The 24,828-nt window shown below is 68.0% G+C and carries 15 protein-coding genes and 1 riboswitch; of the genes, 11 read left to right on the top strand and 4 right to left on the bottom strand.

Annotated elements, in window-relative coordinates:
• The 3 genes from bcsZ (AC1DIQ_RS14335) to bcsZ (AC1DIQ_RS14325) all read left to right on the top strand — a co-directional run bounded on the left by bcsZ (AC1DIQ_RS14335) (position 1) and on the right by bcsZ (AC1DIQ_RS14325) (position 6,873).
• Positions 1-1,161 (top strand): cellulose synthase complex periplasmic endoglucanase BcsZ, encoded by a 1,161-nt coding sequence (bcsZ, locus tag AC1DIQ_RS14335; protein ID WP_478050274.1) that lies wholly within the window; start codon positions 1-3, stop codon positions 1,159-1,161.
• Positions 1,143-5,624, top strand: coding sequence for a cellulose biosynthesis protein BcsC (locus AC1DIQ_RS14330; protein WP_478050273.1), 4,482 nt, complete (start codon positions 1,143-1,145; stop codon positions 5,622-5,624). Before bcsZ (AC1DIQ_RS14335) ends, AC1DIQ_RS14330 begins: the two co-directional genes overlap by 19 nt.
• 127 nt (positions 5,625-5,751) lie before the next feature.
• Positions 5,752-6,873: a cellulose synthase complex periplasmic endoglucanase BcsZ gene (bcsZ, locus tag AC1DIQ_RS14325; RefSeq protein WP_478050350.1), complete on the top strand. Its 1,122-nt coding sequence runs from the start codon at positions 5,752-5,754 to the stop codon at positions 6,871-6,873.
• 37 nt (positions 6,874-6,910) lie between these two features.
• On the opposite strand, the gene AC1DIQ_RS14320 is transcribed toward bcsZ (AC1DIQ_RS14325), so the two are convergent.
• Together AC1DIQ_RS14320 and ettA are read right to left on the bottom strand one after the other, a co-directional pair.
• The gene (locus AC1DIQ_RS14320; protein WP_152152404.1) at positions 6,911-8,227 is read right to left on the bottom strand and encodes an NCS2 family permease; all 1,317 of its coding nucleotides are present in this window, start codon (positions 8,225-8,227) and stop codon (positions 6,911-6,913) included.
• 93 nt (positions 8,228-8,320) lie between these two features.
• A complete protein-coding gene (ettA, locus tag AC1DIQ_RS14315) occupies positions 8,321-9,985 on the bottom strand; it encodes an energy-dependent translational throttle protein EttA (RefSeq protein ID WP_121042662.1) in 1,665 nt (554 codons plus the stop codon).
• 236 nt (positions 9,986-10,221) lie between these two features.
• Between ettA and AC1DIQ_RS14310 the strand changes: the two genes are divergently transcribed.
• Complete coding sequence (locus tag AC1DIQ_RS14310) at positions 10,222-10,698, top strand: RcnB family protein (RefSeq protein WP_478050272.1); 477 nt, start codon at positions 10,222-10,224, stop codon at positions 10,696-10,698.
• A gap of 59 nt (positions 10,699-10,757) precedes the next feature.
• Here AC1DIQ_RS14310 and AC1DIQ_RS14305 read toward each other — a convergent pair whose 3' ends face one another.
• Both AC1DIQ_RS14305 and AC1DIQ_RS14300 read right to left on the bottom strand, forming a co-directional pair.
• Complete coding sequence (locus AC1DIQ_RS14305) at positions 10,758-16,808, bottom strand: MBG domain-containing protein (RefSeq protein WP_478050271.1); 6,051 nt, start codon at positions 16,806-16,808, stop codon at positions 10,758-10,760.
• 12 nt (positions 16,809-16,820) lie between these two features.
• The gene (locus AC1DIQ_RS14300) at positions 16,821-18,506 is read right to left on the bottom strand and encodes a ShlB/FhaC/HecB family hemolysin secretion/activation protein (protein ID WP_478050270.1); all 1,686 of its coding nucleotides are present in this window, start codon (positions 18,504-18,506) and stop codon (positions 16,821-16,823) included.
• 234 nt (positions 18,507-18,740) lie between these two features.
• Between AC1DIQ_RS14300 and glyA the strand changes: the two genes are divergently transcribed.
• The 7 genes from glyA to ribB all read left to right on the top strand — a co-directional run bounded on the left by glyA (position 18,741) and on the right by ribB (position 24,774).
• Positions 18,741-19,994 carry a serine hydroxymethyltransferase gene (gene glyA / locus AC1DIQ_RS14295; protein ID WP_121042670.1) on the top strand — a complete coding sequence of 418 codons (1,254 nt, stop codon included), beginning with the start codon at positions 18,741-18,743 and terminating at the stop codon, positions 19,992-19,994.
• 34 nt (positions 19,995-20,028) lie between these two features.
• Entirely contained in the window at positions 20,029-20,421 is a 393-nt protein-coding gene (locus AC1DIQ_RS14290; RefSeq protein ID WP_183073804.1) for a hypothetical protein, read from the top strand.
• Positions 20,422-20,425: 4 nt separating this feature from the next.
• Complete coding sequence (locus AC1DIQ_RS14285; RefSeq protein WP_478050269.1) at positions 20,426-20,869, top strand: hypothetical protein; 444 nt, start codon at positions 20,426-20,428, stop codon at positions 20,867-20,869.
• Positions 20,870-20,976: 107 nt separating this feature from the next.
• Positions 20,977-21,498 (top strand): transcriptional regulator NrdR, encoded by a 522-nt coding sequence (gene nrdR / locus AC1DIQ_RS14280; protein WP_019182518.1) that lies wholly within the window; start codon positions 20,977-20,979, stop codon positions 21,496-21,498.
• 70 nt (positions 21,499-21,568) lie between these two features.
• A complete protein-coding gene (ribD, locus tag AC1DIQ_RS14275) occupies positions 21,569-22,651 on the top strand; it encodes a bifunctional diaminohydroxyphosphoribosylaminopyrimidine deaminase/5-amino-6-(5-phosphoribosylamino)uracil reductase RibD (protein ID WP_478050268.1) in 1,083 nt (360 codons plus the stop codon).
• Between the two features lie 188 nt (positions 22,652-22,839).
• Positions 22,840-22,984: riboswitch (FMN riboswitch) on the top strand.
• Between the two features lie 75 nt (positions 22,985-23,059).
• Positions 23,060-23,662: a riboflavin synthase gene (locus AC1DIQ_RS14270; RefSeq protein ID WP_070426607.1), complete on the top strand. Its 603-nt coding sequence runs from the start codon at positions 23,060-23,062 to the stop codon at positions 23,660-23,662.
• Positions 23,659-24,774: a 3,4-dihydroxy-2-butanone-4-phosphate synthase gene (ribB, locus tag AC1DIQ_RS14265; RefSeq protein ID WP_121042678.1), complete on the top strand. Its 1,116-nt coding sequence runs from the start codon at positions 23,659-23,661 to the stop codon at positions 24,772-24,774. The genes AC1DIQ_RS14270 and ribB overlap by 4 nt, the downstream gene beginning before the upstream one ends.
• Positions 24,775-24,828 lie beyond the last annotated feature (54 nt).

Genomic DNA, 24,828 nt, shown 5'->3' with positions numbered 1-24,828 from the left:
ATGCGCGACACGTCCGTCCCCGCGCCGGCGCTCGCGCGCCGCCGCTTTCTGCAGGCACTCGCGGCAGCCGGTGCTGCCGCCGCGTTGCCGCTGAACGCATGGGCGCAGGCCTGTGGCACGCCGTGGCGTGAGTGGCGCACGTTCGTGGATCGGCACATCGAGCCCGACGGGCGCGTGGTCGATCACCTCAACACGGACCTGCGCAGCACCTCCGAATCGCAGTCCTACGGGTTGTTCTTCGCGCTGGTCGACAACGATCCGGTGCTGTTCGACCGCATTCTGGCCTGGACCCGCCGCCACCTCTGCCGCGGCCGCGCCGATCTCAATCTGCCGGCGTGGCTGTGGGGCCGGGCCGCCGACGGCCAGTTCCGCGTGCTCGACCCCAACACCGCCTCCGATGGCGAGTTGTGGATCGCTTATGCGCTGCTTGAAGCCGGCCGCCTGTGGAAGCGCCCGGGCCTGGTCGAGGCCGGGCGCCAGACGCTCGCGCTGATGCGCACGGCCGAAATCGTCGAGCTGCCCGGATTCGGGCCGATGCTGCTGCCCGGCAACCGCGGCTTCGTGCAGGCCGACCGCTGGACGCTCAACCCCAGTTACCTGCCGCTGTTCGTGCTGCGCCGCTTCGCCGCCGTCGATGCACGCGGCCCGTGGGCGCGGCTGGCCGAGCGCAGCGTGGCGATGATCCGCGCCAGCGCCCCGGTCGGGTTCGCGCCGGACTGGATTGCCTGGAACGGCAAGGCCTTCGTGGTCGACGCCGGCAAGGGCGCGCTCGGCAGCTACGATGCCATCCGCTGCTATCTCTGGGCCGGGATGACCGACCCGGCCGATCCGCTGCGGCGCAGCTTGCTTGATGGCCTGTCCGGCCCGCTGTCGATGCTGCGCGCGCAGACCGGCTTTGCCGAGAAGATCGACACGCGTCTGGGGGTCGGCACCGGCGCACCCTCGCCGGGCTTTGCCGCCGCACTGCTGCCGTATCTCAGTGCGCTTGGCCAGCCTGCACTGGCCAAGGCACAGCTGGCGCGGATCCCGACCGGCACCCTCAACTATTACGATCGTGCCCTGGTGCTGTTCGGCAAGGGCTGGATGGATCGCCGCTACCGTTTTTCTGCCGATGGGCGACTGCTGCCCGCGTGGAGTTCGCCATGTTCCGCAAGACCCTGACCCCCCTTTGCCTGGTTGGCCTGTGCGTGTTGACCGTGCCGGCCTTCGCGCAGAACGCGTCCTCGACGCAGCAGCTGGTCAGCCAGGGCAATTACTGGCAGGACCAGGGCCGTGAAGATCTGGCGGCCGATGCCTGGCGCAAGTTGCTGGCGACCGATCCCAACCAGGCCGACGCACTGCTCGGCCTGGGCCTGATCGACCTCAACCAGGGCCGCCGTGCCGAGGCACAGAAGCGGCTGCAGCAGCTGCAGGCACGCCACCCGTCCTCGGCGCAGACCACGCGCCTGCGCATGGCGCTTGGTGGCGGCGGCGGTGGCAACCAGCTGCAGACCGCGCGCCGTGCGGCGGCGGCCGGTCGATACGTCGAGGCGGTACGCGCCTATGACGAGGCCTTCGGTGCGGGCGGCCCGCCCAACGATCTGGCGCTGGAGTACTACCAGGTGCTGGCCGGTACGCCGGAAGGCTGGACCCGCGCGCGCGATGGCTTGCGCCGTATCGCCACCGGCAACAACAACCCGGCCAAGCTCGCACTGGCCCAGGTGCTGACCTACCGCGAGCCGACCCGCCGCGAGGGCATCGCCCAGCTGCGTGCGCTCAGCCAGGCCACCGACACCGCCGGCCCCGCGCGTGCGGCCTGGCGCCAGGCGCTGCTGTGGCTCAACGCCACCACCGCCGATGCCGGGCTGTACCAGGCCTTCCTGGACGTGGTGCCGAATGATCGTGAAGTGGCGGCCAAGCAGGCGCAGCTGCGTGAGCAGGCCATCGCCAACCGTCCCGCGCCGCAGGACCCGAACCAGCGCCTGCTCGGCGAGGGCTTCCGCGCGTTGGACAGCAACAACCTGGCCCAGGCCGAAGCGCGTTTCGCGCAGGTGCTGCGCGTGCGGCCGCGCGATGCCGAGGCACTCGGCGGTCTGGGCTCGGTGCGCCTGCGCCAGGAGCGCTTTGGTGAGGCCAATGAACTGCTGCGCCCGGCCGCTGCGATCAACGGCAAGTGGCGCAGCGCGGCCGATGCCGCGCGCTACTGGCTCACCTTGCAGGAGGTGCGTCGCCAGCCCAGCGGCGATGCCATCGCCCGTGTGCAGCAGGTCATCGCGCTGCAGCCCAAGGAGCCCGCCGGCTATGTCGCGCTGGCCGACCTGCAGAGCGGCAGCGATCCGGCCGCGGCCGAGCGCAGCTACCGCAAGGCACTGGAACTGGATGCCGGCAACGCCGGTGCGCTGCAGGGCCTGGTCGGCCTGCTCGGCCGTCTCGGCCGCGCCGATGAAGCGGCCGCGTTGTTCGACCGGCTGACCCCGGCCCAGCAGGAAAGCGCCGGTGGCCAGTCCGTGCTGCGTGCCAACCTCGCCCGCGCGCGCGCGCAGCAGGCGCTGGCCGAGGGCAGCATCGAGATGGCGCAGATCGAATTGGAAGACGCGCTGCTGGTGCAGCCGCGCGATCCGTGGCTGCGGCTGGAATTGGCGCGGCTGTATACGCGCGCGGGCCGTCCGGATCAGGCCAACGGTGTGATCGAAGGGCTGCGCGCGCTGGACGACAGCTCGGCAACGTCGCTGTATGCGCAGGCCCTGTTCGCCCAGGAAAGCAGTGATTGGCCGCGGGCCTATGCGCTGCTCGAACGCATTCCCACCGCCTCGCGGGATTCTGAAATGACTGCGCTGCATGACACCGCGTGGGTGCAGGTGCAGGCCGCCCAGGCGCGCTCGCTCATGCAGCGCCAGCGCAGTGGCGAAGCGCAGCTGTTGCTGGCCCGCGCCGAAGCCGCACTCGGCGACCGGGTCAAGAATCCGTCCATCGTGGCCGCGTTGGCCGGTGCCTACGCCGACATCGGCAGCCAGCAGCGCGCCCTCGTGCTCGCGCAGCGCCTGATCGAAGGCGGTTCGCCCAGCGTCGACAATCGCCTGGAATATGCCTCGGTGCTGTTGCGCGCCGGTCGCGATGGCGAAGTCGCCGCGATCCTGCGCCAGCTCGCCGACGTGCCGCTCTCGGCGAGCCAGCAGACCCGCTTGAACGATCTGCGCAGCGGTTACGTGCTGCGCCAGGTCGATGCGCTGCGTGAGCTGGGCAATCTGGAAGGTGCATATGCGGTGCTGGCCCCGGCCTTGGCCGAGCGCCCGCAGGATCCGCGCAACATCGCTGCGCTGGCACGGCTGTACGCCGCCGCGGGCGACAACGGCCAGGCGCTGGCGCTGTATCAGCAGCAGCTGCAGTTGGCGCCGGGCGATCTGGATGCGATGGTCGCCGCTGCCGGCAGTGCCGCGGCGATGCGCGACATGGACCTGGCCGAACAGTATCTGGAGCGCGCGCTGAAGCAGGCGCCGGAATCGCCGGATGTGTTGGCGGCCGCCGGCCGTGTGTACCGCGCGGCCGGCAAGAACCGCCGTGCTGAAAGCTACTTCCGCGCGTCGCTGGCGGCTGCCGCGAAGGGCAGTGGCCAGCTCGACAACGGCTACCCGCAGGCCAGCACCGCGATGCTGGCAGGCGGTGGCAGCTTCAATCCCTTCGCTGGCCTCAACCGTGGCGGTGGCACCCGTACCGCAGCGCTGCGCGACGGGGGGCTGCCATTGCCGGCCGCGACTGCCCGTCTGGCTGCCGAACCGCTGCCGATGGACGCCGGTCCGGCGATGGGCATGAGTCTGGGCCCGGCAAGCGTCACCCCGGTGATCGATGCCGATGGCCTGCCGGAGCCGGTCATGGCCACGGCCGCGGCCAGCGGCGGTGTCGGCCTGCCGTTGCCGGTGCCCGGCTCGCGCCAGGTGCCAGGCCAGGCGAGTGCGCCGCGCGCCTCGCGCAACACCGCGCTTGGCCCGCTGCCGCCGGCCACCACCGGCAACGGCGTGCTCGACGAACTGCGCGCGCTCAAGGCCGAGAACAGCAGCAGCCTGGCCGTGGGCGCGGCGTATCGCACCCGCGCCGGCGAAGCCGGCATGGGCCAGCTCGATGACCTGCAGGTGCCGCTGGAAGGGCAGTTCGCGGTCGGCGACGGCAAGCTCAAGGTGGCCATCACCCCGACCGTGCTCGATGCCGGTCGCCCGGATCCCGAGTACACCAGTGCCAGCCGTTTCGGCGGTGGCCCGCAGGCGGCTCTGGCCGGCGCACTGGCGGCTGATCGCACGCCGGTCGATGATCTGGTCGGCTCGTCGCTCTACCAGACCCTGCTGACCCGTGGCGAGAGCAACGCGACCCGCAATCTGATCTACGACCGCGCACTGGACAACGGCCGTTACCAGGAACTGTTCAACCAGACCGATGGCTCGCTGACGCAGGCCGAACGTGCGGCTGCCGCGCGTGCGCTGCTGTTCGCCGATCCGCTGCCCAGCTACATCCTCAGCCGCGATCTGGCCAATACGCCGATCAGCGAGATCGCCACGCAGGTGTTGGGCAATGCCGGCCTGGTGCGCGGGCTGAGCGCGGCCGAGCAGGCCCAGCTCAAGACCCTGTCCCAGGGCGGCGGCGGTTCGCAGACCCCGCAGGCCTTCCAGGACACGCTCTATGCGATGGTGGCCAATGCCGCCGGTGCGCGCCGCATGAGCTCCCAGGATGCCAGCGGTGCCGGCGTCTCGGTCGGCTACGAGCGCGGTGGCTTCCGCGCCGATGTCGGCAGCACCCCGCTCGGCTTCGATGACACCCAGATCGTCGGTGGCATCGGCTACCGCGGCCAGATCGGCGATGCGCTGACCTGGTCCGGCGAAGCCTCGCGCCGCGCCGTGACCGACAGCCTGCTGTCCTTCGCCGGGGTGGAAGACGGGCGCAACGGGCTGCGCTGGGGCGGGGTGACCGCCAGCGGCGCCAAGCTCGCCGCGACCGTCGACAACGGTCAGTTGGGCGGCTACGCCAGTGCGTCGTGGCACCGCCTGGAAGGCGAGAACGTGGCCGACAACGATCGCCAGGAAGTCGGCGTGGGCGTGTACGTACACGCGCTGGAAACCGACAACCAATCGCTGACCGCCGGCCTGAACCTGACCGCGATGCAGTACGACCGCAACCTCAGCGGCTTCACCTACGGCCACGGCGGCTACTTCAGCCCGCAGCGTTATGTGGATGTCGGCTTCCCGGTGCACTGGAACGGCCGCACCGCCAGCGGCCGCGTGGCCTGGCAGCTGGATACCAGCGTCGGCGTGCAGCACTTCAAGGAAGAGGCGGCGCCGTACTTCCCGACCGATCCGGCGATGCAGCAGGCCGCCTACGATGCCGCCTCGATGGCCGCGCTGCTGGGCCTGACCACCGAGTATGTCGATCCGGTCTACACCGGCCAGACCAAGACCGGTGTGTCCTACAACCTCAGCGCTGCGGCCGAATGGCAGCTGTCCTCGCAGCTGTTCCTGGGCGGGCGCATGGAGTTCAACAACGCGCGTGACTACCGGCAGTTCGGCACCAGCCTGTACCTGCGCTTCCTGCTCGACCGCCTCGGCGCCGGGCTGGGCAAGCAGCCGCAGCCGCTGCGTTCGCCGTACGCGTCGGGTGAATGATCGCCGTCATGCGCTGATGACCGGCCCGCTGCCAGGCTTTACCTGGCCGCGGGTGTCCCGCAGGCTTGGCCCGTTCCTGCTGCGAAGAGGCTGATGTCCCGTGACTGATTCCCCATCGTTCCACCCGATGCGCCGCCGCCTGCTGCAGGCGCTGGCCGTGACCCCGTTGTTGGCGTGTTCTGCCAACGGTCCAGCGCGTGGCCCCGGCCCGTGGACGGCGTGGCAGGTGATGCGCGCCTCCAGCGTGACCCCGGACGGCCGCATGGTCGACCACAACAACGCCGACCAGCGCTCGACCTCTGAAGGCCAGTCCTACGCGCTGTTCTTCGCGCTGGTGGACAACGATCAGCCGCTCTTCGACCGCATCCTGCGCTGGACCGAGGACAACCTCGCCGGTGGCAGCATGGCCCAGCGCCTGCCGGCCTGGCTGTGGGGGCGCGATGCCGCCGCCAGCGCCTGGAAGGTGCTGGACGACAACCCGGCCAGCGACTCGGACGTGTGGCTGGCCTACACCCTGCACGAAGCGGCCCGGTTGTGGAAACGGCCCGCACTGCGGCAGACCGCCGAGGCGATGCTGGCCGCGATCCTGGCCCAGGAAGTGGTGAATGTGCCGGGCCTGGGCACGATGCTGATGCCGGGGCCGAACGGGTTTGCGACCGAAGATACCTGGCGCTTCAATCCCAGCTACGTACCGTTGCCGCTGCTGCGCCGGTTCGCCGCACTGGACCCGACCGGGCCGTGGACCACCGTGATCGGCAACAGCGTCCGATTGCTGCGCGATACCGCCCCGCACGGCTTTGCGCCGGACTGGACGGCGTGGCGCGACGGCGGTTTCATCGCCGATCCGGACAAGGGCCCGCTTGGCAGTTATGACGCGATCCGCTGTTACCTGTGGGCGGGCATGACCGCGGTCAACGATCCCAGCTTCCGCCCGGTGCTGGAGGCGCTGCATGGCCCGCTGACGGTGTTGCGCGACGGCCAGCCGGTACCCGAGAAGGTCAACACGCTCACCGGCGCGCGCGAAGGCACCGGCAACTACGGCTTCGAGGCGGCATTGGTGCCGTACCTGCAGGCGCAGGGCGAAGCGGACCGGGCAAAGGCGATGGTGGCTGGCCTGCCCACGCCGGAGCAGCAGCGTGCCGCACCGCCGCGCTATTACGAGCAGGTGCTCAGCCTGTTTGCGCTGGGCTGGTACGAAGGTCGTTACCGCTTCGCCGCCGACGGCCAACTGCGCCCGGCCTGGGCCTGATCCGCCGCCTACCGGCTACCGGTCGGTAGGCGCACCTTCATTCCAGCGCGTAACGCAGCACGAACAACCCGGCCACCAGCCAGACCGCCGGGTGCACCTCGCGCCAGCGCCCGGTGCCGGCTTTGAGCACCGCGTACGCGATGAAGCCGAAGGCCAGGCCATTGGCGATGGAGTAGGTGAACGGCATCGCCAACGCGCACAGCGCGGCCGGCACCGATTCGGTCAGGTCGCCCCAGTCCACATCCACCAGCTCACGCAGCATCAGCCCGGCCACGAACAGCAGGGCAGGGGCGGTGGCATAGCCGGGCACCATCGCCGCCAACGGCGAGAACAACAGGGCGGCCAGGAACAGCGCGGCCACCACCAACGCAGTCAACCCGGTGCGGCCACCGGCCTGCACGCCCGACGCGCTTTCAGCGAAGGCGGTGGTGCTGCTGGTCCCGAGCAGCGAGCCGGCCACGATCGCGGTGCTGTCGGCCAGCAGCGCGCGGCCGAACCGCTTCTGTGCGCCCGGTAGTTTCAGCAGCCCCGCACGACCGACCACGCCGTACAGCGTGCCGGTGGCATCGAACACTTCCACCAGCACGAACACCAGCACTACCTGCAGCAACACTGCGATCGGCGCACCGCCGTCGTGGTGCAGCAGGCCGGGCAGGTCCAGCTGCAGGAAGGTCGGGGCCAGACTCGGTGGCAGCGAGATCAGGCCGTGGAACTGCACATCACCAAGCAGCCACGCCGCACCGGTGACGGCCAGGATCCCGATCAGGATCGCGCCACGCACCTTGCGCGCCTCCAGGATGGCGATCAGCAGGAAGCCGGCCAGCGCCAACAGCGGCGGCGCCGTATTGAGCGGACCGAGTGCGACCAGTGTGTCGGTGTTGGCGATGATCACCCCGGATTTCTGCAGCGCGATGATCGCCAGGAACAGCCCGATGCCGGCCACGATCGCCGCACGCAGCGAGGGCGGGATGCCCGCCACTAGCCACGCGCGTACGCCGGTGAGCGACAGCACCAGGAACACCAGACCGGAGATGAAGACGGCGGCCAACGCCTGCTGCCAGGGCAGGCCGGCGGCACCGACCACGGTGAAGGCGAAAAACGCATTCAAGCCCATGCCCGGGGCCATGCCGACCGGGAAGTTGGCGGCGAACGCCATCACCATCGAGCCCAGTGCAGCGGCCAGGCAGGTGGCGACGAATACCGCACCCGGGTCCATGCCGGTGGTGCCCAGGATGTCCGGGTTGACGAACACGATGTAGGACATCGTCAGGAAGGTGGTCAGGCCGGCCAGCAGTTCGGTGCGCACGGAGGTGCCGTGCTGCTGCAGCTGGAACAGGCGCTCGGGGAGGGACATGGTGGTTATCTCGCGACGATAAGGCGTCACGACCAACGGTCGTGACCTACCGGAATGCAAACGGCCGCGCAGTGCGCGGCCGTTTTTCCTTTCTTATTTCAGCGCCTTGAAGCGCAGGCGCTTCGGCGCGGCGTCGTCGCCCATGCGGCGGCGCTTGTCTTCTTCGTACTCGCGGTAGTTGCCCTGGAAGAACTCCACGTGCGAATCGCCTTCGAACGCCAGGATGTGGGTCGCGATGCGATCCAGGAACCAGCGGTCATGCGAAATCACGAAGGTGTTGCCCGGGAACTCCAGCAGCGCATCTTCCAGCGCACGCAGGGTTTCGATGTCCAGATCGTTGGACGGTTCATCGAGCAGCAGCACGTTGCCACCCTGCAGCAGGGTCTTGGCCATGTGCAGGCGGCCACGCTCACCACCGGACAGCGAGCCGACCAGCTTCTGCTGATCCTGGCCCTTGAAGTTGAAGCGGCCGATGTAAGCGCGCGACTGGATCTCCACACCGTTGATGTTGAGGATGTCCAGGCCGCCGGCGATTTCCTGGAAGACGTTGTGGTTGCCTTCCAGCGCGTCGCGGCTCTGATCCACGTAGGACAGCTTGACGGTCGGGCCGACCACGATCTCGCCGGTATCCGGCTTTTCCTGGCCGGTGATCATCTTGAACAGGGTCGACTTACCGGCACCGTTGGGGCCGATGATGCCGACGATCGCGCCACCCGGAACCAGGAAGTTGAGGTTGTCGAACAGCAGGCGGTCACCGAACTTCTTGGAGACGTTCTTGAACTCCATCACCGCATTGCCCAGGCGCTCGCCCGGCGGGATGAAGATTTCATTGGTCTCGTTGCGCTTCTGGTAATCCACCGACTGCAGCTCTTCCAGGCGGGCCAGACGGGCCTTGCCCTTGGTGCGGCCGCCCTTGGCGTTCTGGCGCGACCACTCCAGTTCCTTCTGGATCGCCTTCTGGCGGGACTTCTCCTGGTTGTCTTCCTGACGCAGGCGGTCGTCCTTCTGGGTCAGCCAGTCGGTGTAGTTGCCCTTCCACGGAATGCCGCGGCCGCGATCCAGTTCCAGGATCCACTCGGCGGCGTTGTCCAGGAAGTAGCGATCATGGGTGACGGCCACGACGGTGCCGGTGTAGCGGGCCAGGAACTGCTCCAGCCATTCCACGGACTCGGCGTCCAGATGGTTGGTCGGTTCATCGAGCAGCAGCATGTCCGGCTTCTGCAACAGCAGGCGGCACAGCGCCACACGGCGCTTTTCACCACCGGACAGGGTACCCACGATGGCTTCCCACGGCGGCAGGCGCAGCGCATCGGCGGCCACGTCCAGCTGGTTTTCCAGGGTGTGTGCATCGCCGGCGGCGAGGATCGCCTCCAGGCGCTCCTGCTCCTTGGCCAGCTTGTCGAAGTCCGCGCCTTCCTCGGCATAGGCCAGGTAGACGGCGTCCAGCTGGGCCTGGGCCTGCAGCACTTCGCCCACGCCTTCCTCGACCGATTCACGCACGGTCTTGGTCGGGTCCAGTTCCGGTTCCTGGGCCAGGTAGCCGACCTTGATGCCGGCCTGCGGGCGGGCTTCGCCCTCGAAATCGGTGTCCACGCCGGCCATGATCTTGAGCACCGTCGACTTGCCGGAGCCGTTCAGGCCCAGCAGGCCGATCTTGGCACCCGGGAAGAACGACAGCGAGATGTCCTTGATGATCTGCCGCTTGGGCGGGACCACCTTGCTGACGCGGTTCATGGTGTAGATGTATTGCGAGGACATGAGGTCTCCGAAGGCGCAACCCTGCGCCCGTTCCGGACGGAACAGGAACAGATGGAAGAAAAGGATGCCCCGATTATAGCCGGAAGCGATCAGTGCCGCCGGGAGCCACGAGCCCCGGGGCTTGCCGCCGCCTGAATGCGGGGTCAAAGCCCTTGAATTGGAAACCGTTTCCAGCCGGAGACCGTTCAGACGGCGTGCGCATGATGGAGCCATCAATCCACCAAGCGAGGCCAATCATGCGCATGAATCGATTTGTGGTCGGGGCCGTTGCCTCGCTGCTGGCCTTGGGCATCGTGGCCCCGGCCTTCGCCGATGACCATCGTGGCCGCGGTCACGACCGCCGGGAGTGGCGTGATGACCGCCGTGACAACCGCCACGATCGCCATGACCGGCACGATCGTCATGACCGTCGCGAGGTCCGCCACGACCGCCGTTACGACCATCGCTACGACAACCGTGGTTACTACCGTCCGGGCCCGCCGCCGCCGCGTGTGGTCTATCGCCCGGCCCCGGGGTATGGCTCCTACGGCTGGGCGCGTGGCCACCGCTACCGTGAGTACTACGGCGGCCCGGTCTACGTGGTGAACGATTACAGCCGCTATTCGGTGCGCCGCCCGCCGCGTGACCACCAGTGGATCCGCGATGATCGCGGCAACCTGCTGCTGGTCGCCATCGCCACCGGGATCATTGCGGACTACGTGATCAACCGGTAAGCAGGATGACAAGAAGGCGCATCCGGTGGATGCGCCTTCTTGCTATCGCACGCCGGCGATCATTCCGGCGGCTGGCGCAGGCAACCTCCGCGCAGGGACGTGCAGCGATCCTCGACGGGACGGATGGCCGCTTCGCTCAGGCGGTACAGCGGCGGGGTGGATGGCTCTGCCAATGGGATCACCGCGAGCGCAGGTAGATTGGCCGCGACCTCGCGCGCCACCTGCCGTGCCTGTTCTGGCCACACTCCAACGATGTCCAGCGTACCGGGGCGGTAGCGGATGTCGTAGTTGCCCAAGCGGGCACCCTGCGCATCGCCGGCGTGGATCGCATAGCGGCCGGGGCGCGCACCGGCATCATCCCCCTCGATGCGCAACACAACACTGTCGATGGCATCGCCGGTGAGCAGCCCTTCGGCGGTATGGCCATTCAGTACAGCGATCTGGCCGATGTTGCTGCGGGCATCGTTGGCGGTGATGGTCAATCCGGCCTTGCCGATGGACAGCACGCCGTTGACGTAGGTGATGTCGTAGTTGGACAAGCCGTTGCCGTCGGCGTTGCTGGCGGTGATGGTGTAGTTGCCGACGTTGGCACTAGCGCTGGCTCCGGAGCTCGCCAGATCGACCTTGCCCACCGTATCACCATGGAGCAGACCATCGACGTTGTAACCGGCCAGGCCGCCGGTTTGCCCATACGTCCTGCTGCCATCATTGGCGGTGATGGTCAATCCGGCCTTGCCGATGCTCAGGACGCCGTCGACGTAGGTGATGTCGTAGTTCGACAGCCCCGTGCCGTCGGCGTTGCTGACGGTGATGGCGTAGCCGCCGACGTTGGCTGTCGCCGACGCGCCATTGCTGCCCAGTGCGACCGAAGAAACGCCATCGCTATTGAGCAGGCCATCTACGCTGTAGCCGGCCAGGACGAGGCTCTGGCCATAGGTCTTGCTGCCACTATCGGCGGTGATGGTCAGCCCGGCTTTGCCGATGCTCAGGACGCCGTCGACATAGGTGATGTCGTAGTTCGACAGCCCCGTGCCATCCGCGTTGCTGGCGGCGATCAGGTAGTTGCCGACGTTGGCCGTCGCCACCATGCCGGTGGATACCAGATCTACTGAAGACACGGTGTCGCCGTTGACCAGACCATGGCTGCCAAAGCCGTCGAGGCCACCGGACTGGCCATAGGTCTTGCCGCCGTTGTTGGCGGTGATCGTCAGTGCCCGTGGATCCACCTGCAGGGTGCCATCGATGAAGCGCAGTGCATAGCCGGCCTGCGAGCTGTCGAGTGATCCCTTTCCGACCCACAGCGCATAGGGTGTGGTGGACACATTGGCCATCGCAGTGGAGCCGGCTGAGGTGATCAACGGAGCGCCACCCAATACGCCGCCGATCCGATCCGCTTCATAAGCGCCGGCTACGCCCTGCATCGCCCCGCTCACGATGTAAGCCTGGCTCAGATCGACGGTATCGCCATAGATCTTGCTCAGGTTTGCACCGGTGACGGTCAAAAGAGGCTGGTAAGCGAACAGGTAGCGGTTGCCGCCGGCCGTTGGCGTTGCGAATGCCGGGGTGTTCCAGAGTGCGGTATTGCCGCTGTCGAGGCCATTGAACTGGTGGTTCAGCATTGGGCTGTCGAGGAAGATGCGCCACTGGCCATTGCCGCCGCTGACATCGAGTGCGGTAGAGCCAACGTCATTGACGAAGCGACCCGCTGTTGCGAGGTCGATTGTGTCGGCACGGATCATGCCGGTGAGGCGCAGCTCGCCATCGCTGCTGGCGCGCAGTGCACCCGTCGTGACGGAGCCCAATCTCAGCGCGTTGGCGGCGTTGATAGCGATATCGCGGCCAGAGAGATCGACTGCTCCAGTGAAATGGTTGCCGGCATCTTTCAACGCGATATCCGCGCCATTGGCATTGAACGAAGACGCGCCGCCTACCCGGAATGCATCGGCTTGGGTAATGCCGCCGGTATCCACGTCGACCGATAGATTTCCGGTAACGTGGAGGCTCGAGCCCAGCGCGGTGAGGTTGGCATCGATGTTCAGATGACTCAACGCGCCAGCCCCCCCGACCGCGCCTGCGATACCCACCTGCCCGCCGGCGTTGATGTCCAACGCGTGCGTCCCGTCGACCGTGCCACCGAACGCGACGCTGCGACCGGCGGCGAGCGCCACATCACGATCCAGCCGCACCGCGCCGGCGTACTCCTGATCCTCGTCGGTGGTGACGTGGCCGCGCAGGGCGATCGTGTCCGCCGTTGCACGCAGGTTGCGTGCATCGACGGTGCCCAGCGGCAGGGTGTTGGCAGCACGGATCGTGATGTCACGACCGGCAAGTGCGACTGAGCCGGCGAACTGGTTGCCCGCGTGGGTCAGCGTGATGTCGCCGATGCCTGCAGCGAGCGTGCTGGCGCCGCCGACCATCAACGCGCCCGTCTGCGTGATCGCGCCCCCATTCGAGCGCGCATCCAACGCACCGGCAAGCGTCATGGCGCCGAGGTTGAGCGCACCGTGGCTGGTCGCGGCCAACGAGGACGCAGACACGCCGCCGAACGCCAGCGCATTGCGATCCGTGATCGCCACCGCGCCGGCACCGACGAGGTCGATCTCGCCTCCGAAATCGTTGTCGGTTCGCGTCAGGGTGATCGCGCCGCCGTTCGTCGCCAGGCGCGTGTCGCCCGTGACCTGGAACGCAGCCGACTGGGTGATGCCATCCCTGTCGCTCGCAAGCGACAGGGTGCCACCGCCGTTGCCGTCGTCGATGGTCAGTGCACCGCTGATCACGATACGCGCTGCATCGGCATCCAGCCCGGCGAGCGCATGGCTGCCGCCGACCGCGCCCCCGAAGCGTATGTCGCCGTCGCCGGCGCGCGCGGTCAGGGTATGCCGGCCACTGGCGGTCGAGTCGACTGTGCCGGTGAACGCAATGTCGCCCGACGCGCTGTCCAGCGCGGTGTCGGCATCGAGCAAGACGCTGCCCCGATAGGTCTGGTCACCCGAGGTGGTAACGGCGGGCGCCAGGTGGATCGTCGTCGCCTGCGCATCGAGGCTGGCCGCGTCCACCTGGCCGAGCACCAGGGTATTGCTGTCGCGGAGCGCGACGTTGCGACCGCGCATGTGGACCCGACCACTGAAGTCGTTGCCGGCGCCGCGCAGATCCATGTCGCGACCCGCATCGAGGGCCGTTGTGCCGCCTGCATCGATGCGGCCACTGGTCTGCACGATGTCCACGCCGCTCGACAGCGCGAGCGCGCCCGCCGCGGAGACATCGGCTCCGAGCACCAGACCGTTCGCGCCATACAGGGACACAGCACCGCCGCCGAGTGTGTGGCCCAGGGCCAATGCGCCGGTCTCCGAGCGCAGGGTCAAGCGCCCCATGCCCGTGTTGACAGCGGTGGCGAGTTCCAGAGTGCCGCCTGCGAGATCGACATTGCTTCCAGCGCCGCTGGCGAGGTCGACGACCCGCAGGGTGTCCTGGCCGCGCAGGACCACGCCTGCACCGGCGCGCGCGCCCACATCGCCGCCGAAGCGGTTGCCGGCATGTGCCACTGCGATCGCGCCGACGGCATCGAAGGATGCGACCGCTGCGACGACGAGTGCGCCGGCCTGGCCGATCGCCGCGCCGCTGTCCGCAGTGAGGCTGCCGCCGACGCGGCCGGCACCGAACACGAGGCCGCCGGTGCCTGCATGCGCGCCCAGGTCGCCGTCGATGTCGAAGGTCCCCAGGGAAAGCGCGCTGCCGGTCAGCGTGGCATCACCCGCGACCCTCGCGTCGGCCAGCGTCAGTCCGGCCACGCTGGTCGCGCGCAGGCTGTCCACGTCGATCCCTTCAAGCGTCAGCGCCGAGGCGGCATCGACGATCGCAGCGCCGCCATCGAGCGACAGCACGCCGCCGAAGCGGTTGGACGCATTGGCCAGGGTGATGTTGCCATTCGCCACGAAGCGGGCGTTGCCTCCGATGTCGTAGGCGCCCTGCTGGGTGTACGCGCTGCCGCTGTCCACGGTCAGCGTATTGGCCACGCGGATGCCGCGGGCAGACACCGTCGCGCCCTCGAGCGCCAGCGACTGCAGACGACGGGACGCACCGGCATCGGCGCCCAGCAAGACCCCGTTGAGGGCGGCGAGTGTCAGCTGGCCGCGGGCGTCGGTTTCCGCGTCGAGGGCACCGGTCACGGCGATCGAGCCGCCCGTGCTGCGCACCGTGTAGTTTCCGCTGCGCACCCCGGTCACGCCGAATGCGATGTTGCCCGCGGTGGTGAGGTTGCCACCGATCGTCGTCAGGTCGCGGACACCACGTGCATCGAACGACGACAGCGCAGTCGCGCCGCCGATGTTGCCCGCGAATGTCGACCAGCGGCCGGTGACGCCGAGTGCGTACGCGCCATCCACGCGACCGCCGAAGTCGACGGCGCCGACGGTACTGGTCAACTGCGTGTCGCGCTCGAGCAGCAGATCGCCACCGTAGAACTGGTAGCCCGCCGTGGTGACCGGTCCGGACAGCCGCAGTTGCGGCGCCCTCGCAAACAGGGCGCCGACGTTCAACGTGCCGAAGCGCAGCATCGCGGCGTCGCTGATGTACGCGTTGTTTCCGCCCAGCGACACGATGCCGCCGAAGGCATTGCCGGGGTTGTCGAATCGGATGTCGCCGTTGGCCTGCAGCGTTGTCGCGCCTGCCACACGCAGCGCGCCCGTCTGGAAGATGGCGCCAGTCGACGTCGCCGACAGCGCGCCACGGACGCTGCCGCCGCCGAAGCTGAGTGCGCTGGACACCGCCGGGCCTGAGGTGGTCGCGTCGAGGCTGCCTACATCCAGCTGCCCCAGTGTGAGAGCACCGGTATTGCGGATGCGGGCATCGCCACCCGAGGTGAGGCTGACCGCGCCCCCGAACCAGTTGTTCGGGTTGGTCAGGGTGATCGCATTGCCGCCGGTGTTGATCGTGCTGGTGCCGCCCACGTTGAGCGGTGCGACCTGCTCCAGCGCGATGCTGTTGCCCACCACCAGATTGCCCTGCACGGTGCCGCCAAGGTTACCGATGCGGTTGCTGGGTGACCCCAGCGTCACGTTCCGCAGGGGGCCGGCAAACTGCAGGGTCCCGGCCGACAGGGTTCCGGAGTTCTGGGTGACATCACCTTCGGCGTACAGCGTGGTGACACCGGCACTGACGTTGCCGGTCTGCACGATGCCCCCGCCGTGGGCCTGTACCACCAGGCTGCCATCGTTGCCCAAGACACTGCTGGCGGTGACCACGCCGCCCAGGTTGATCAGGGACGGCAGCAGGCCCGGCGCTACCGCCGCCTGCAGGTTGATCGCCCCGGCCTGCAGGGTGCCGGTGTTGTTGATGGCGCTGTTGCCGAACGCAGTGGCGGGGGAATTGCTGATGCTGGCCAGGTAGACGCTGATGCCGGTGCCGGGCTCGTAGAGCTGCAGCCGTACCGGGTTGCCCGCCATCAGGTTGATCTGCGCGGCCTGGATGCTGCCGCCATTGGTGACCGCCGCGCCCAGCAGCGATATCGATCCGTTGGTCGCGGTCAGGTTGCCCAGGTTGATGATCTGCGCACCGGTCTGGGCACTGCCCTGGAAATCGTAGACGTCATTGGCCACGCCTCCGTCCAGCGCCATCGTGCTGGCCACCAGGCCGCCGACGTTGACGCTGGATCCTGAGCTGAACATGATCCCGGCCGGATTGATCAGGAACACCTGGCCGTTGCCGTTGAGCAGGCCGGCGATGGTGCTCGGCGTACCAGAATTGATCTTGTTGACGGTGACCGCGCTGCTACCGGGCACCACGAAGTTCACGGTACCGGTACTGCTGATGTCGAAGCTGTTCCAGTCAATCAGCGCCTTGGTCGATGTCTGGTTGACGGTGAGCGCATCGACACCGGAGGGGGTGATGTTGCCAGCCCCTGTGGTCCAGATGCCGCCGGTGGGCAGGGTCGCGGCAAGCCCGGCCGGCGCCCATAGCGCCAGCAGCAGCGGCAGCCAGCGTGGGCGCAGTGCCGGCTGCCGCTGCGAGGACAGGGCAGCACCGGAACCGGCCACGCTGCCACTGGCCAGCTCCGAAGCAACCTGGACGCGGCCCAACGCACGATTGAAGACAAGGCGATAGATACGATTCATGGTCTGTGTTCCTCAGAACGTCAGGCTGATGCCGGCCCAGACGCGCATATCGTCTTGATCGGCAGGTTGGGTGCGGCCGGTCGGGGTGGCAGCGGTCAGGTTGAACTGCAGGCCCTGCGGCAGCCGCAGCTGCAGGCCCAGCCCCGCGCCTTCAAGCGTGAGGGGCTGCAGCCCGAGCCGGCGGTTCTGCGCCACGGGCGAGGTCCTGCCCCAGTCGTAGAACAGCTGGAGCGACAACACGTCTCCCCAGTTGCGGCCTTGGAACGGTGAGGGCAGGGTGGCGAAGCCGGGCGCATCGACCTGGTACTCGAAGGTGGCCTGCACGCCACGATCGCCCAGCGCGGCCGAGAGCGGGAAGGCGCGCACGCTGTTGGGGCCGCCGATGCTGAACTGCTCCATCGGTGTGAGCGCGTTGTCGGTGAACTGGCCAGTGCCACGCAGGTAGAGGCGCTGGTTGCCGGGCAGGGCCTGCAGGCGAGCCGCCGACAGTCGCGTCACCCAGTAGTAGCTGTCGTGGTTGGGATACAGCCAATCGAACGGCGCTGACTCGTCGTTGATCGACTTGCGCGTGCTCAGCTGCACCAGGTTGATGCCGCGCAACCGGCGGTCGGTATGCCGCATCGACAGGCCGGCTTCAAGCACGTCGAACGTATGACGTGAGAGCTGCATGCCGAGGCCATCAAGACGGGATTCCTGGTGGATCCAGCGGCTGGAGACCTGCAGCAGCAGATCGGTACGGTTGACGAATTTCCAGTCCAGCCCGGCTTGCCCGACCGTGGTGGGGCCATGGATTTCCAGCGCCGCGAACGGGCCGTTGTTGAGCTCGATCTCGCTGCGGCTCACGCCGGCCGTCAGGCTCAGACCGTCGATGGCGGAGGAGGGAATGCTCAGCGATAACGCCCCCTGCCAGCTGTCGGCCGGATCCAGCCCGTAGGCGACACTGGCGCCCAGTACATCGGCCGCGCCAAGCGCGTTGAAGGCACTGATACCGAGTTCGGCGCGGTACTTGCCCGTGCTGTCGGTGCCATGGTTGTTCAGCCCGGCGGTGATTTCATACGGATGCGCGCTGTCCTGGGCGACCAGCACGATGTCCGTTTCACCGGCTTGCTGACCGGGCTGCAGCACCGAGGTAACCGACACCCCGGGCAGGTCACGCGCATACAGCAGGGCGCGGTCCAGTTCGGCGCGGCGCAGGGGACGGCCGATCAGCCCCAGGCTGCTGGCGCTGAGCTGGTGGTCGCGGTAGCGCTGGCTGCCCTGCACCAGCACCCGGCCCACCCGGCCTTCCAGGACATTCAGGGTGAGCATCTGGCGCTCGCCGATGTCCTGCGGCGGCACATAGGCCACCGAGACCAGAAACCCTGCCTCGCGATACGTCTGGGTGATCCGCGCGCTGATCTGCTGGATCTGCTCGAAATCCAGCGCGGCGGGCAGCGTTGGGCTGATCTCACGCAGTGCCTGGTTGGCGACGGCCTCCACGGCGGCGCGGCTGATGCCGCTGGCGGGGTGATGACCCACGCCCTCCACGGTGACCCGCGCGATCAGTACGGTCGCGCTTGCGGTGGCGGCCGGTGGCGCAGTGTCGGCGGCCAAGGCGACCTGGCCGAGGGGCGCGGCCAGGGCCAGGACGAGCAGGCCTGCCCGCCGTGGCAGGCAGCACTGACGGAGGGCGGGGGGCGAGAAGCCGGAGCAGCGCATTGGAGCGTTTCCTTACGGTGATAGGCCCCAGGACGGGAAAAACCAGGGCTGATCCTGTTAACCGTCAAAAGTGCGTGACCGCCATCACCGAATCCAGCGTGTGGCTCAAATAATGGGGGCAGGGCGCCTTTGACCGGGCCGGCTGCGCGCAGCCAGGGCGCCGAAGCAGGGCAGCCCCGGCCTGGGAACGGGCTACAATCGACGCCTTTCCTCCCTGTCCTGGAGTACCACCCGATGTTCCCGCGCGACGTCCGCATCGAAAGCTACGATCCCGAACTGGCCAAGGCCATTGCCGCCGAAACCCAGCGCCAGGAAGACCATGTCGAGCTGATTGCCAGCGAGAACTACACCAGCCCGGCGGTGATGGAAGCCCAGGGCAGCCAGCTGACCAACAAGTACGCCGAGGGCTACCCGGGCAAGCGTTACTACGGTGGCTGCGAATACGTGGACATCGCCGAGCAGCTGGCCATCGATCGCCTCAAGCAGCTGTTCGATGCCGACTATGCCAACGTGCAGCCGCACAGCGGTTCGCAGGCCAACCAGGCGGTGTACTTCGCGCTGCTGCAGCCGGGCGACACCATCCTGGGCATGAGCCTGGCCCATGGCGGCCACCTGACCCACGGTGCCAAGGTCAATGCCTCGGGCAAGCTGTTCAACGCCGTCCAGTACGGTGTCGACGAAGCCGGCCTGATCGACTATGACGAGGTCGAGCGCCTGGCGCTGGAGCACAAGCCGAAGATGGTCGTCGCCGGGTTCTCGGCTTACTCGCAGGTGGTGGACTGGGCGCGCTTCCGCGCCATCGCCGACAAGGTCGGTGCCTACCTGTTCGTGGATATGGCGCACGTGGCCGGTCTGGTCGCCGCCGGGGTCTACCCGAGCCCGCTGCCGCACGCCCACGTGGTCACCTCGACCACTCACAAGACCCTGCGCGGCCCGCGTGGCGGCATCATCATCGCCAAGGGGGCAAGCGAAGAACTGCAGAAGAAGCTGCAGTCCATCGTGTTCCCGGGCATCCAGGGCGGTCCGCTGATGCACGTCATCGCCGGCAAGGCCGTGGCCTTCAAGGAGGCGCTGGAGCCGGGCTTCAAGGCCTACCAGCAACAGGTGGTCAAGAACGCCCAGGCGATGGCGGATACGCTGATCGCGCGCGGCTACAAGATCGTCTCTGGCGGTACCCAGAACCACCTGATGCTGGTCGACATGATCGGCAAGGATGTCTCGGGCAAGGATGCTGAAGCCGCGCTCGGCCTGGCCCACATCACCGTCAACAAGAATTCCGTGCCGAACGACCCGCGTTCGCCGTTCGTGACCTCGGGCCTGCGCCTGGGTACGCCGGCGGTCACCACGCGCGGTTACGTGGAGCAGGACTGCGTGGAGCTGGCCAACTGGATCGCCGACGTGCTCGACGCCCCGGCAGATGAGGCCGTGATCGCCCGCGTCCGCGACGCGGTCAGCGCGCAGTGCCGCAAGTACCCGGTCTACGGCTGATATGGACGAGGGCCGGCAACGGCGTATCTACGCCGTGCTGGCCCTGATCTGCGGCATCGTGGGGATGGCCGGCGGCGGCACCTTCGCCGCCATCGGGGTCTGGGTCGCGTTCGTCGAGCCGGCCTATCTGGACCGGGCCTCGCGCCTGTTGATCGGTGGCTGGGGCAGTGCGGGCCTGAGCGGGGTGGCGGGCTGGCTGTGGTTGAGCAGCCGCTATCTCCGACAGGGACGCACCGGCCTGCGCGATGCCGGGCCTTGGCCGTGGGTTGCATTGGGCCTTGGCGTCCTTGCCGCCCTGGCGGTGGTCGGCATGGCATTCTGGCAGGCCGCCGCGAGTCCGATGGCACTGGTTCTGCTGCTGGCAGGGCCGCCGCTGATGTTGCCGGCTGTCATGCTGGTGCGGCTGCGGTGCACGCAAGGCGCCTGACGGGATGAAACCCCTGGGCAGGCAGCGGTGGGGTCTGCTGCTGCATATGGCGTTGTTTGGACTCCCGCATGCCGTGGCGGCGTTTGTCGTGGTTGGGCTGTGCGTGCGCGATGTGCTCCATCAATACGGTGGGCCAGGCGATGCGCCGGGGTGGGCGGCCGCGTGGTTCGTCGCCGCCAGTCTGGTGCTGATCATCTGGTGGGGCCTTGCCCGGCGCTGGTGGCAGGGCGGCTCGGGCGAACTTCTTGCGGCCTCATCGGTGTGGTGGGCTGGCCTGGTGGCCGCCCTCGTGGCAACCGGCATTGCCTGGACGGGTCTGGCGCGGTCGATCGTCCACCATCATCTGTTCGAAGGGCCCGCGCCAGCGGCCGCCCTGCTCCTGATGGCGGGCCTCCCGCTGCTCTCCTGCGCGGCGCACCTGCTATGGCTGCGTTGGCGCGCCAGGTAGGCGGGCGGGCCTTTCCGGGCCGCTATTTGCTGTAGCTGGTCCCTCTCAGGTACCGTTGCGACGCTGCCGTGACCACGGCATGACGTTTTCCCGATGTAAGGCGTTCCATGTACTGTCCGTTCTGCCAGCATGCCGATACCCGTGTGATCGACTCGCGCGTCTCTGAAGACGGCGCGACGATCCGGCGTCGCCGCGAGTGCGAGGCCTGCAACGAGCGCTTCAGCACCCTGGAAACCATCGAACTGAAACTGCCGGCGATCGTGAAAAGCGACGGCAGCCGGGAGGCGTTCGATGCCCGCAAGGTCCGCAGTGGTTTCGACCGCGCGCTGCAGAAGCGCCCGGTCCCCGAGGACAAGATCGAGCTGGCGGTGCGCGCGGTGATGCAGCAGGCGCGTATCTGCGGCGAACGCGAAATCCCATCGATCAAGGTCGGCGAGTTCGTGATGAACGAGCTGCGCAAGCTCGATCATGTCGGCTACGTGCGGTTTGCCTCGGTGTACCGCAGCTTCGAAGACGTGGCCGATTTCCGCGAGGAAATCGAGAAGCTTGAACGGGAGTTGCCCTCCAGCACCGAACAGCTGCAGCTGCTCGGCGATGTGATCGCGCTGACCAAGAAAAAGAAAGGCTGAGCCTGCGCCGCATCGCGGCCACCACGGCTGAGCTACCATCGCGGCTGCCTGCCGCCGGATGCTCACCGCCATGACTGACTTCACCGCTCTCGACCACCAGCACATGGCGCATGCGCTGCGCCTGGCCGAGCGCGCCGCGTATACCGCGCGGCCCAACCCGATGGTCGGCTGCGTGGTCGCACGCGATGAGGTCGTGGTGGGTGAGGGCTGGCACCAGCGCACCGGCGGCCCGCACGCGGAAGTGTTCGCGCTGCGCCAGGCGGGTGAACAGGCGCGCGGCGCCACCGCCTACGTCACCCTGGAGCCGTGCGCGCACTACGGACGCACGCCCCCGTGTGCACTGGCCTTGATCGAGGCTGGGGTGACACGCGTGGTGGCGGCGATGCGCGATCCTTTCCCGAAGGTTGATGGGGGGGGCTTCGTGCTGCTGCGCGAGGCCGGTATCGCGGTGGCCGAAGGGCTGATGGCCGCCCAGGCGCGCGAGCTCAACCACGGTTTCCTCTCACGCATCGAACGCGGGCGCCCTTGGGTGCGGGTGAAGCTTGCGGCCAGTCTGGACGGCCGTACCGCGATGGCCGATGGCAGCTCCAAATGGATCACCGGTGCGGCCGCCCGGGAAGATGTGCAGCACTGGCGTGCGCGTGCGGGTGCGATTCTCACCGGCGCGGCCACCGTGTTGGCCGATGACCCGATGTTGACCGTGCGGCTGGCCGACACCGACGTGCTGCCGCCGTTGCGGGTGGTACTCGATGCGCGGCTGCGCTCGCTGGAATGTGCGCGGGTGCGCGAGGGTGGGGCACCGACCCTCTATGTGCACGACGCCGCGGTCAGCCCGCCGGATGCCGCCGATGCGGAATTCGCCAGCGTGCCCAGCCATGATGGTCGTCTGGATCTGGGCGCGGTATTGGCGTTGCTCGGTGAGCGCGGCATCAACGAAGTGCATACCGAAGCCGGCGCCACCTTGGCCGGTGCGTTGCTGGCCGGTGGCTGGGTCGACGAACTGCTGCTGTACCAGGCGCCCACGCTGCTCGGCGAGCATGGGCTGCCGCTGCTGTCCGGTCTGGGTATCCACGCGATGGACCAGCAGCGGCAGATGCGGGTGGTGGACAGGCGCCAGGTGGGTGAGGACCTGCGCCTGTTGCTGCGCCCATAAAAAACGGGCCCCTTGCGGGACCCGTTCGATCATGGCGCGGCGCGGACGCCGCAGCCCGATCAGTAACCAACGTGTGTGCCCTCATATCCACGGGCGCAGCACTCAGCGGGCTAGCTTAACACTTATTTAACTTAAAGCCCCCAGTCAGGGTGCCCTGTTACACTAGCCGCGCCGGTTCGCCGGTACACAAACGTCTTCAGGGCGGGGTGCGATTCCCCACCGGCGGTAGGTGCGCAAGCACGAGCCCGCGAGCGCTTCCCGGTCCCCGGGAAGGTCAGCAGATCCGGTCCGATGCCGGAGCCGACGGTATAGTCCGGATGAAAGAAGACGGTGCGGCCGGGCCTTGTGCTCGGCGTGCACCTATATGCCTTGCGGCGTTTTTCGCTCACTTTCCGCGGAGAACGTTCCTTGTTTACTGGAATCATCGAAGGCGTCGGCCGTCTGGCCGCACGCGACACCCTTGGCGGCGATGTCCGCTTCACCTTTGACGTGGGCACCCTGCCGTTCGAGAACGTGCAGATGGGCGAGAGCATCGCCATCAACGGGGTCTGCCTCACCGTCATCGCGTATGACGCCACCCGCTTCCAGGCCGACGCCTCCACCGAGACGCTGGGCCTGACCACGCTGGGGCAGCTGGCCGACGGCGCCGTCATCAATCTCGAACGCGCGATGCGCCCGACCGATCGCCTGGGTGGCCATCTGGTCAGCGGCCATGTCGATGGCCTGGGCCAGGTGCTGTCGGTGCATGACGATGCACGTGCCCAGCGCTGGCGCTTCGCCGCGCCGGCCGCGCTGCTGCGCTACATCGCCAAGAAAGGCTCGATCTGCGTGGACGGGGTCAGTCTGACCGTCAACGAAGTGGACGAACAAGGCTTCGAGGTCGCCCTCATCCCGCACACCGTCGCCAACACCGCCTTCGCCGCTACTGCCGTGGGCAGCGCGGTCAATCTTGAAATCGATCTGGTCGCCCGTTACGTCGAACGTTTGTTGGGTGCAGGAGCACGCGCATGAATTTCGCCCCCATTCCCGAGATCCTCGAGGACATCCGCCTCGGCCGCATGGTCGTCATCGTCGATGACGAAGACCGTGAGAACGAAGGCGACCTGATCATGGCCGCCGAGCTGGTCAAGCCCTCGGACATCAACTTCATGGTCACCCATGGCCGTGGCCTGGTGTGCCTGCCGCTGACCCGCGAGCGTGCGGCCGACCTGGGCCTGGCCCCGATGGTGCAGGCCAATACCGCGCAGTTCCAGACCAACTTCACGGTCAGCATCGAGGCCGCCGAAGGCGTGACCACCGGCATCTCGGCCTACGACCGTGCGCACACCATCCGCACCGCAGTGAAGCCCGATGCCAAGCCGGCCGACCTGCACCAGCCGGGCCACATCTTCCCGCTGATCGCCCAGCCGGGCGGCGTGCTGACCCGCGCCGGGCATACCGAGGCCGGCGTCGATCTGGCCATGCTGGCGGGCCTGGAGCCGGCGGGCGTGCTGGTGGAGATCCTCAACCCGGATGGCAGCATGGCGCGCCGCCCGGAGTTGGAGGTGTTCGCCCGCGAGCACGGCCTGAAGATGGGCTCCATCGCCGACCTGATCGCGTACCGTCTGGCCACCGAGAAGACGGTCGAGCGCGTCGACGAGCGCGAGATCGAGACCGAGTTCGGCCCCTTCACGCTGGTCACCTACCGCGATCGGATCGCCCACGACCTGCACTTCGCGCTGGTCCGCGGCACCCCGGATGCCGAGCCGACCCTGGTCCGCGTGCAGGTGGAAAACCCGCTGGCTGATCTGCTGCACTGGCGCCGCGATGATTTCGGCGTGGCCTCCACCGATGCCCTGCGCGCCATCGCCGCCGCCGAGCGCGGCGTGATGGTGGTGCTGTCGGCGCCGCGCGACACCAACAGCCTGCTGGCCCGCCTGCGCCAGCAGCCGGTGCCGGTCGTGCCGGGCAAGGACAAGGACGTGAGCCAGTGGCGCCGCAACGGCGCCGGGGCGCAGATCCTGTCCGACCTGGGCCTGGGCAAGCTGCGCGTGCTGGGCACCCCCCGCCGCCAGATCGGCCTGGCCGGGTATGGCCTGGAAGTGGTCGAGACGGTGGAGAACACGTCATCGCAGGCGCGCTGACGTCGCGCCGCTTCGCGGCAGCCCCCTGACTCAGGGGGCTTTTGCACCCGACCC

This window comes from Stenotrophomonas sp. 05L413 (assembly GCF_056397945.1).
The sequence above is the reverse complement of the archived record's forward strand: the minus strand, read 5'-3'. Positions and strand labels throughout refer to the sequence as shown.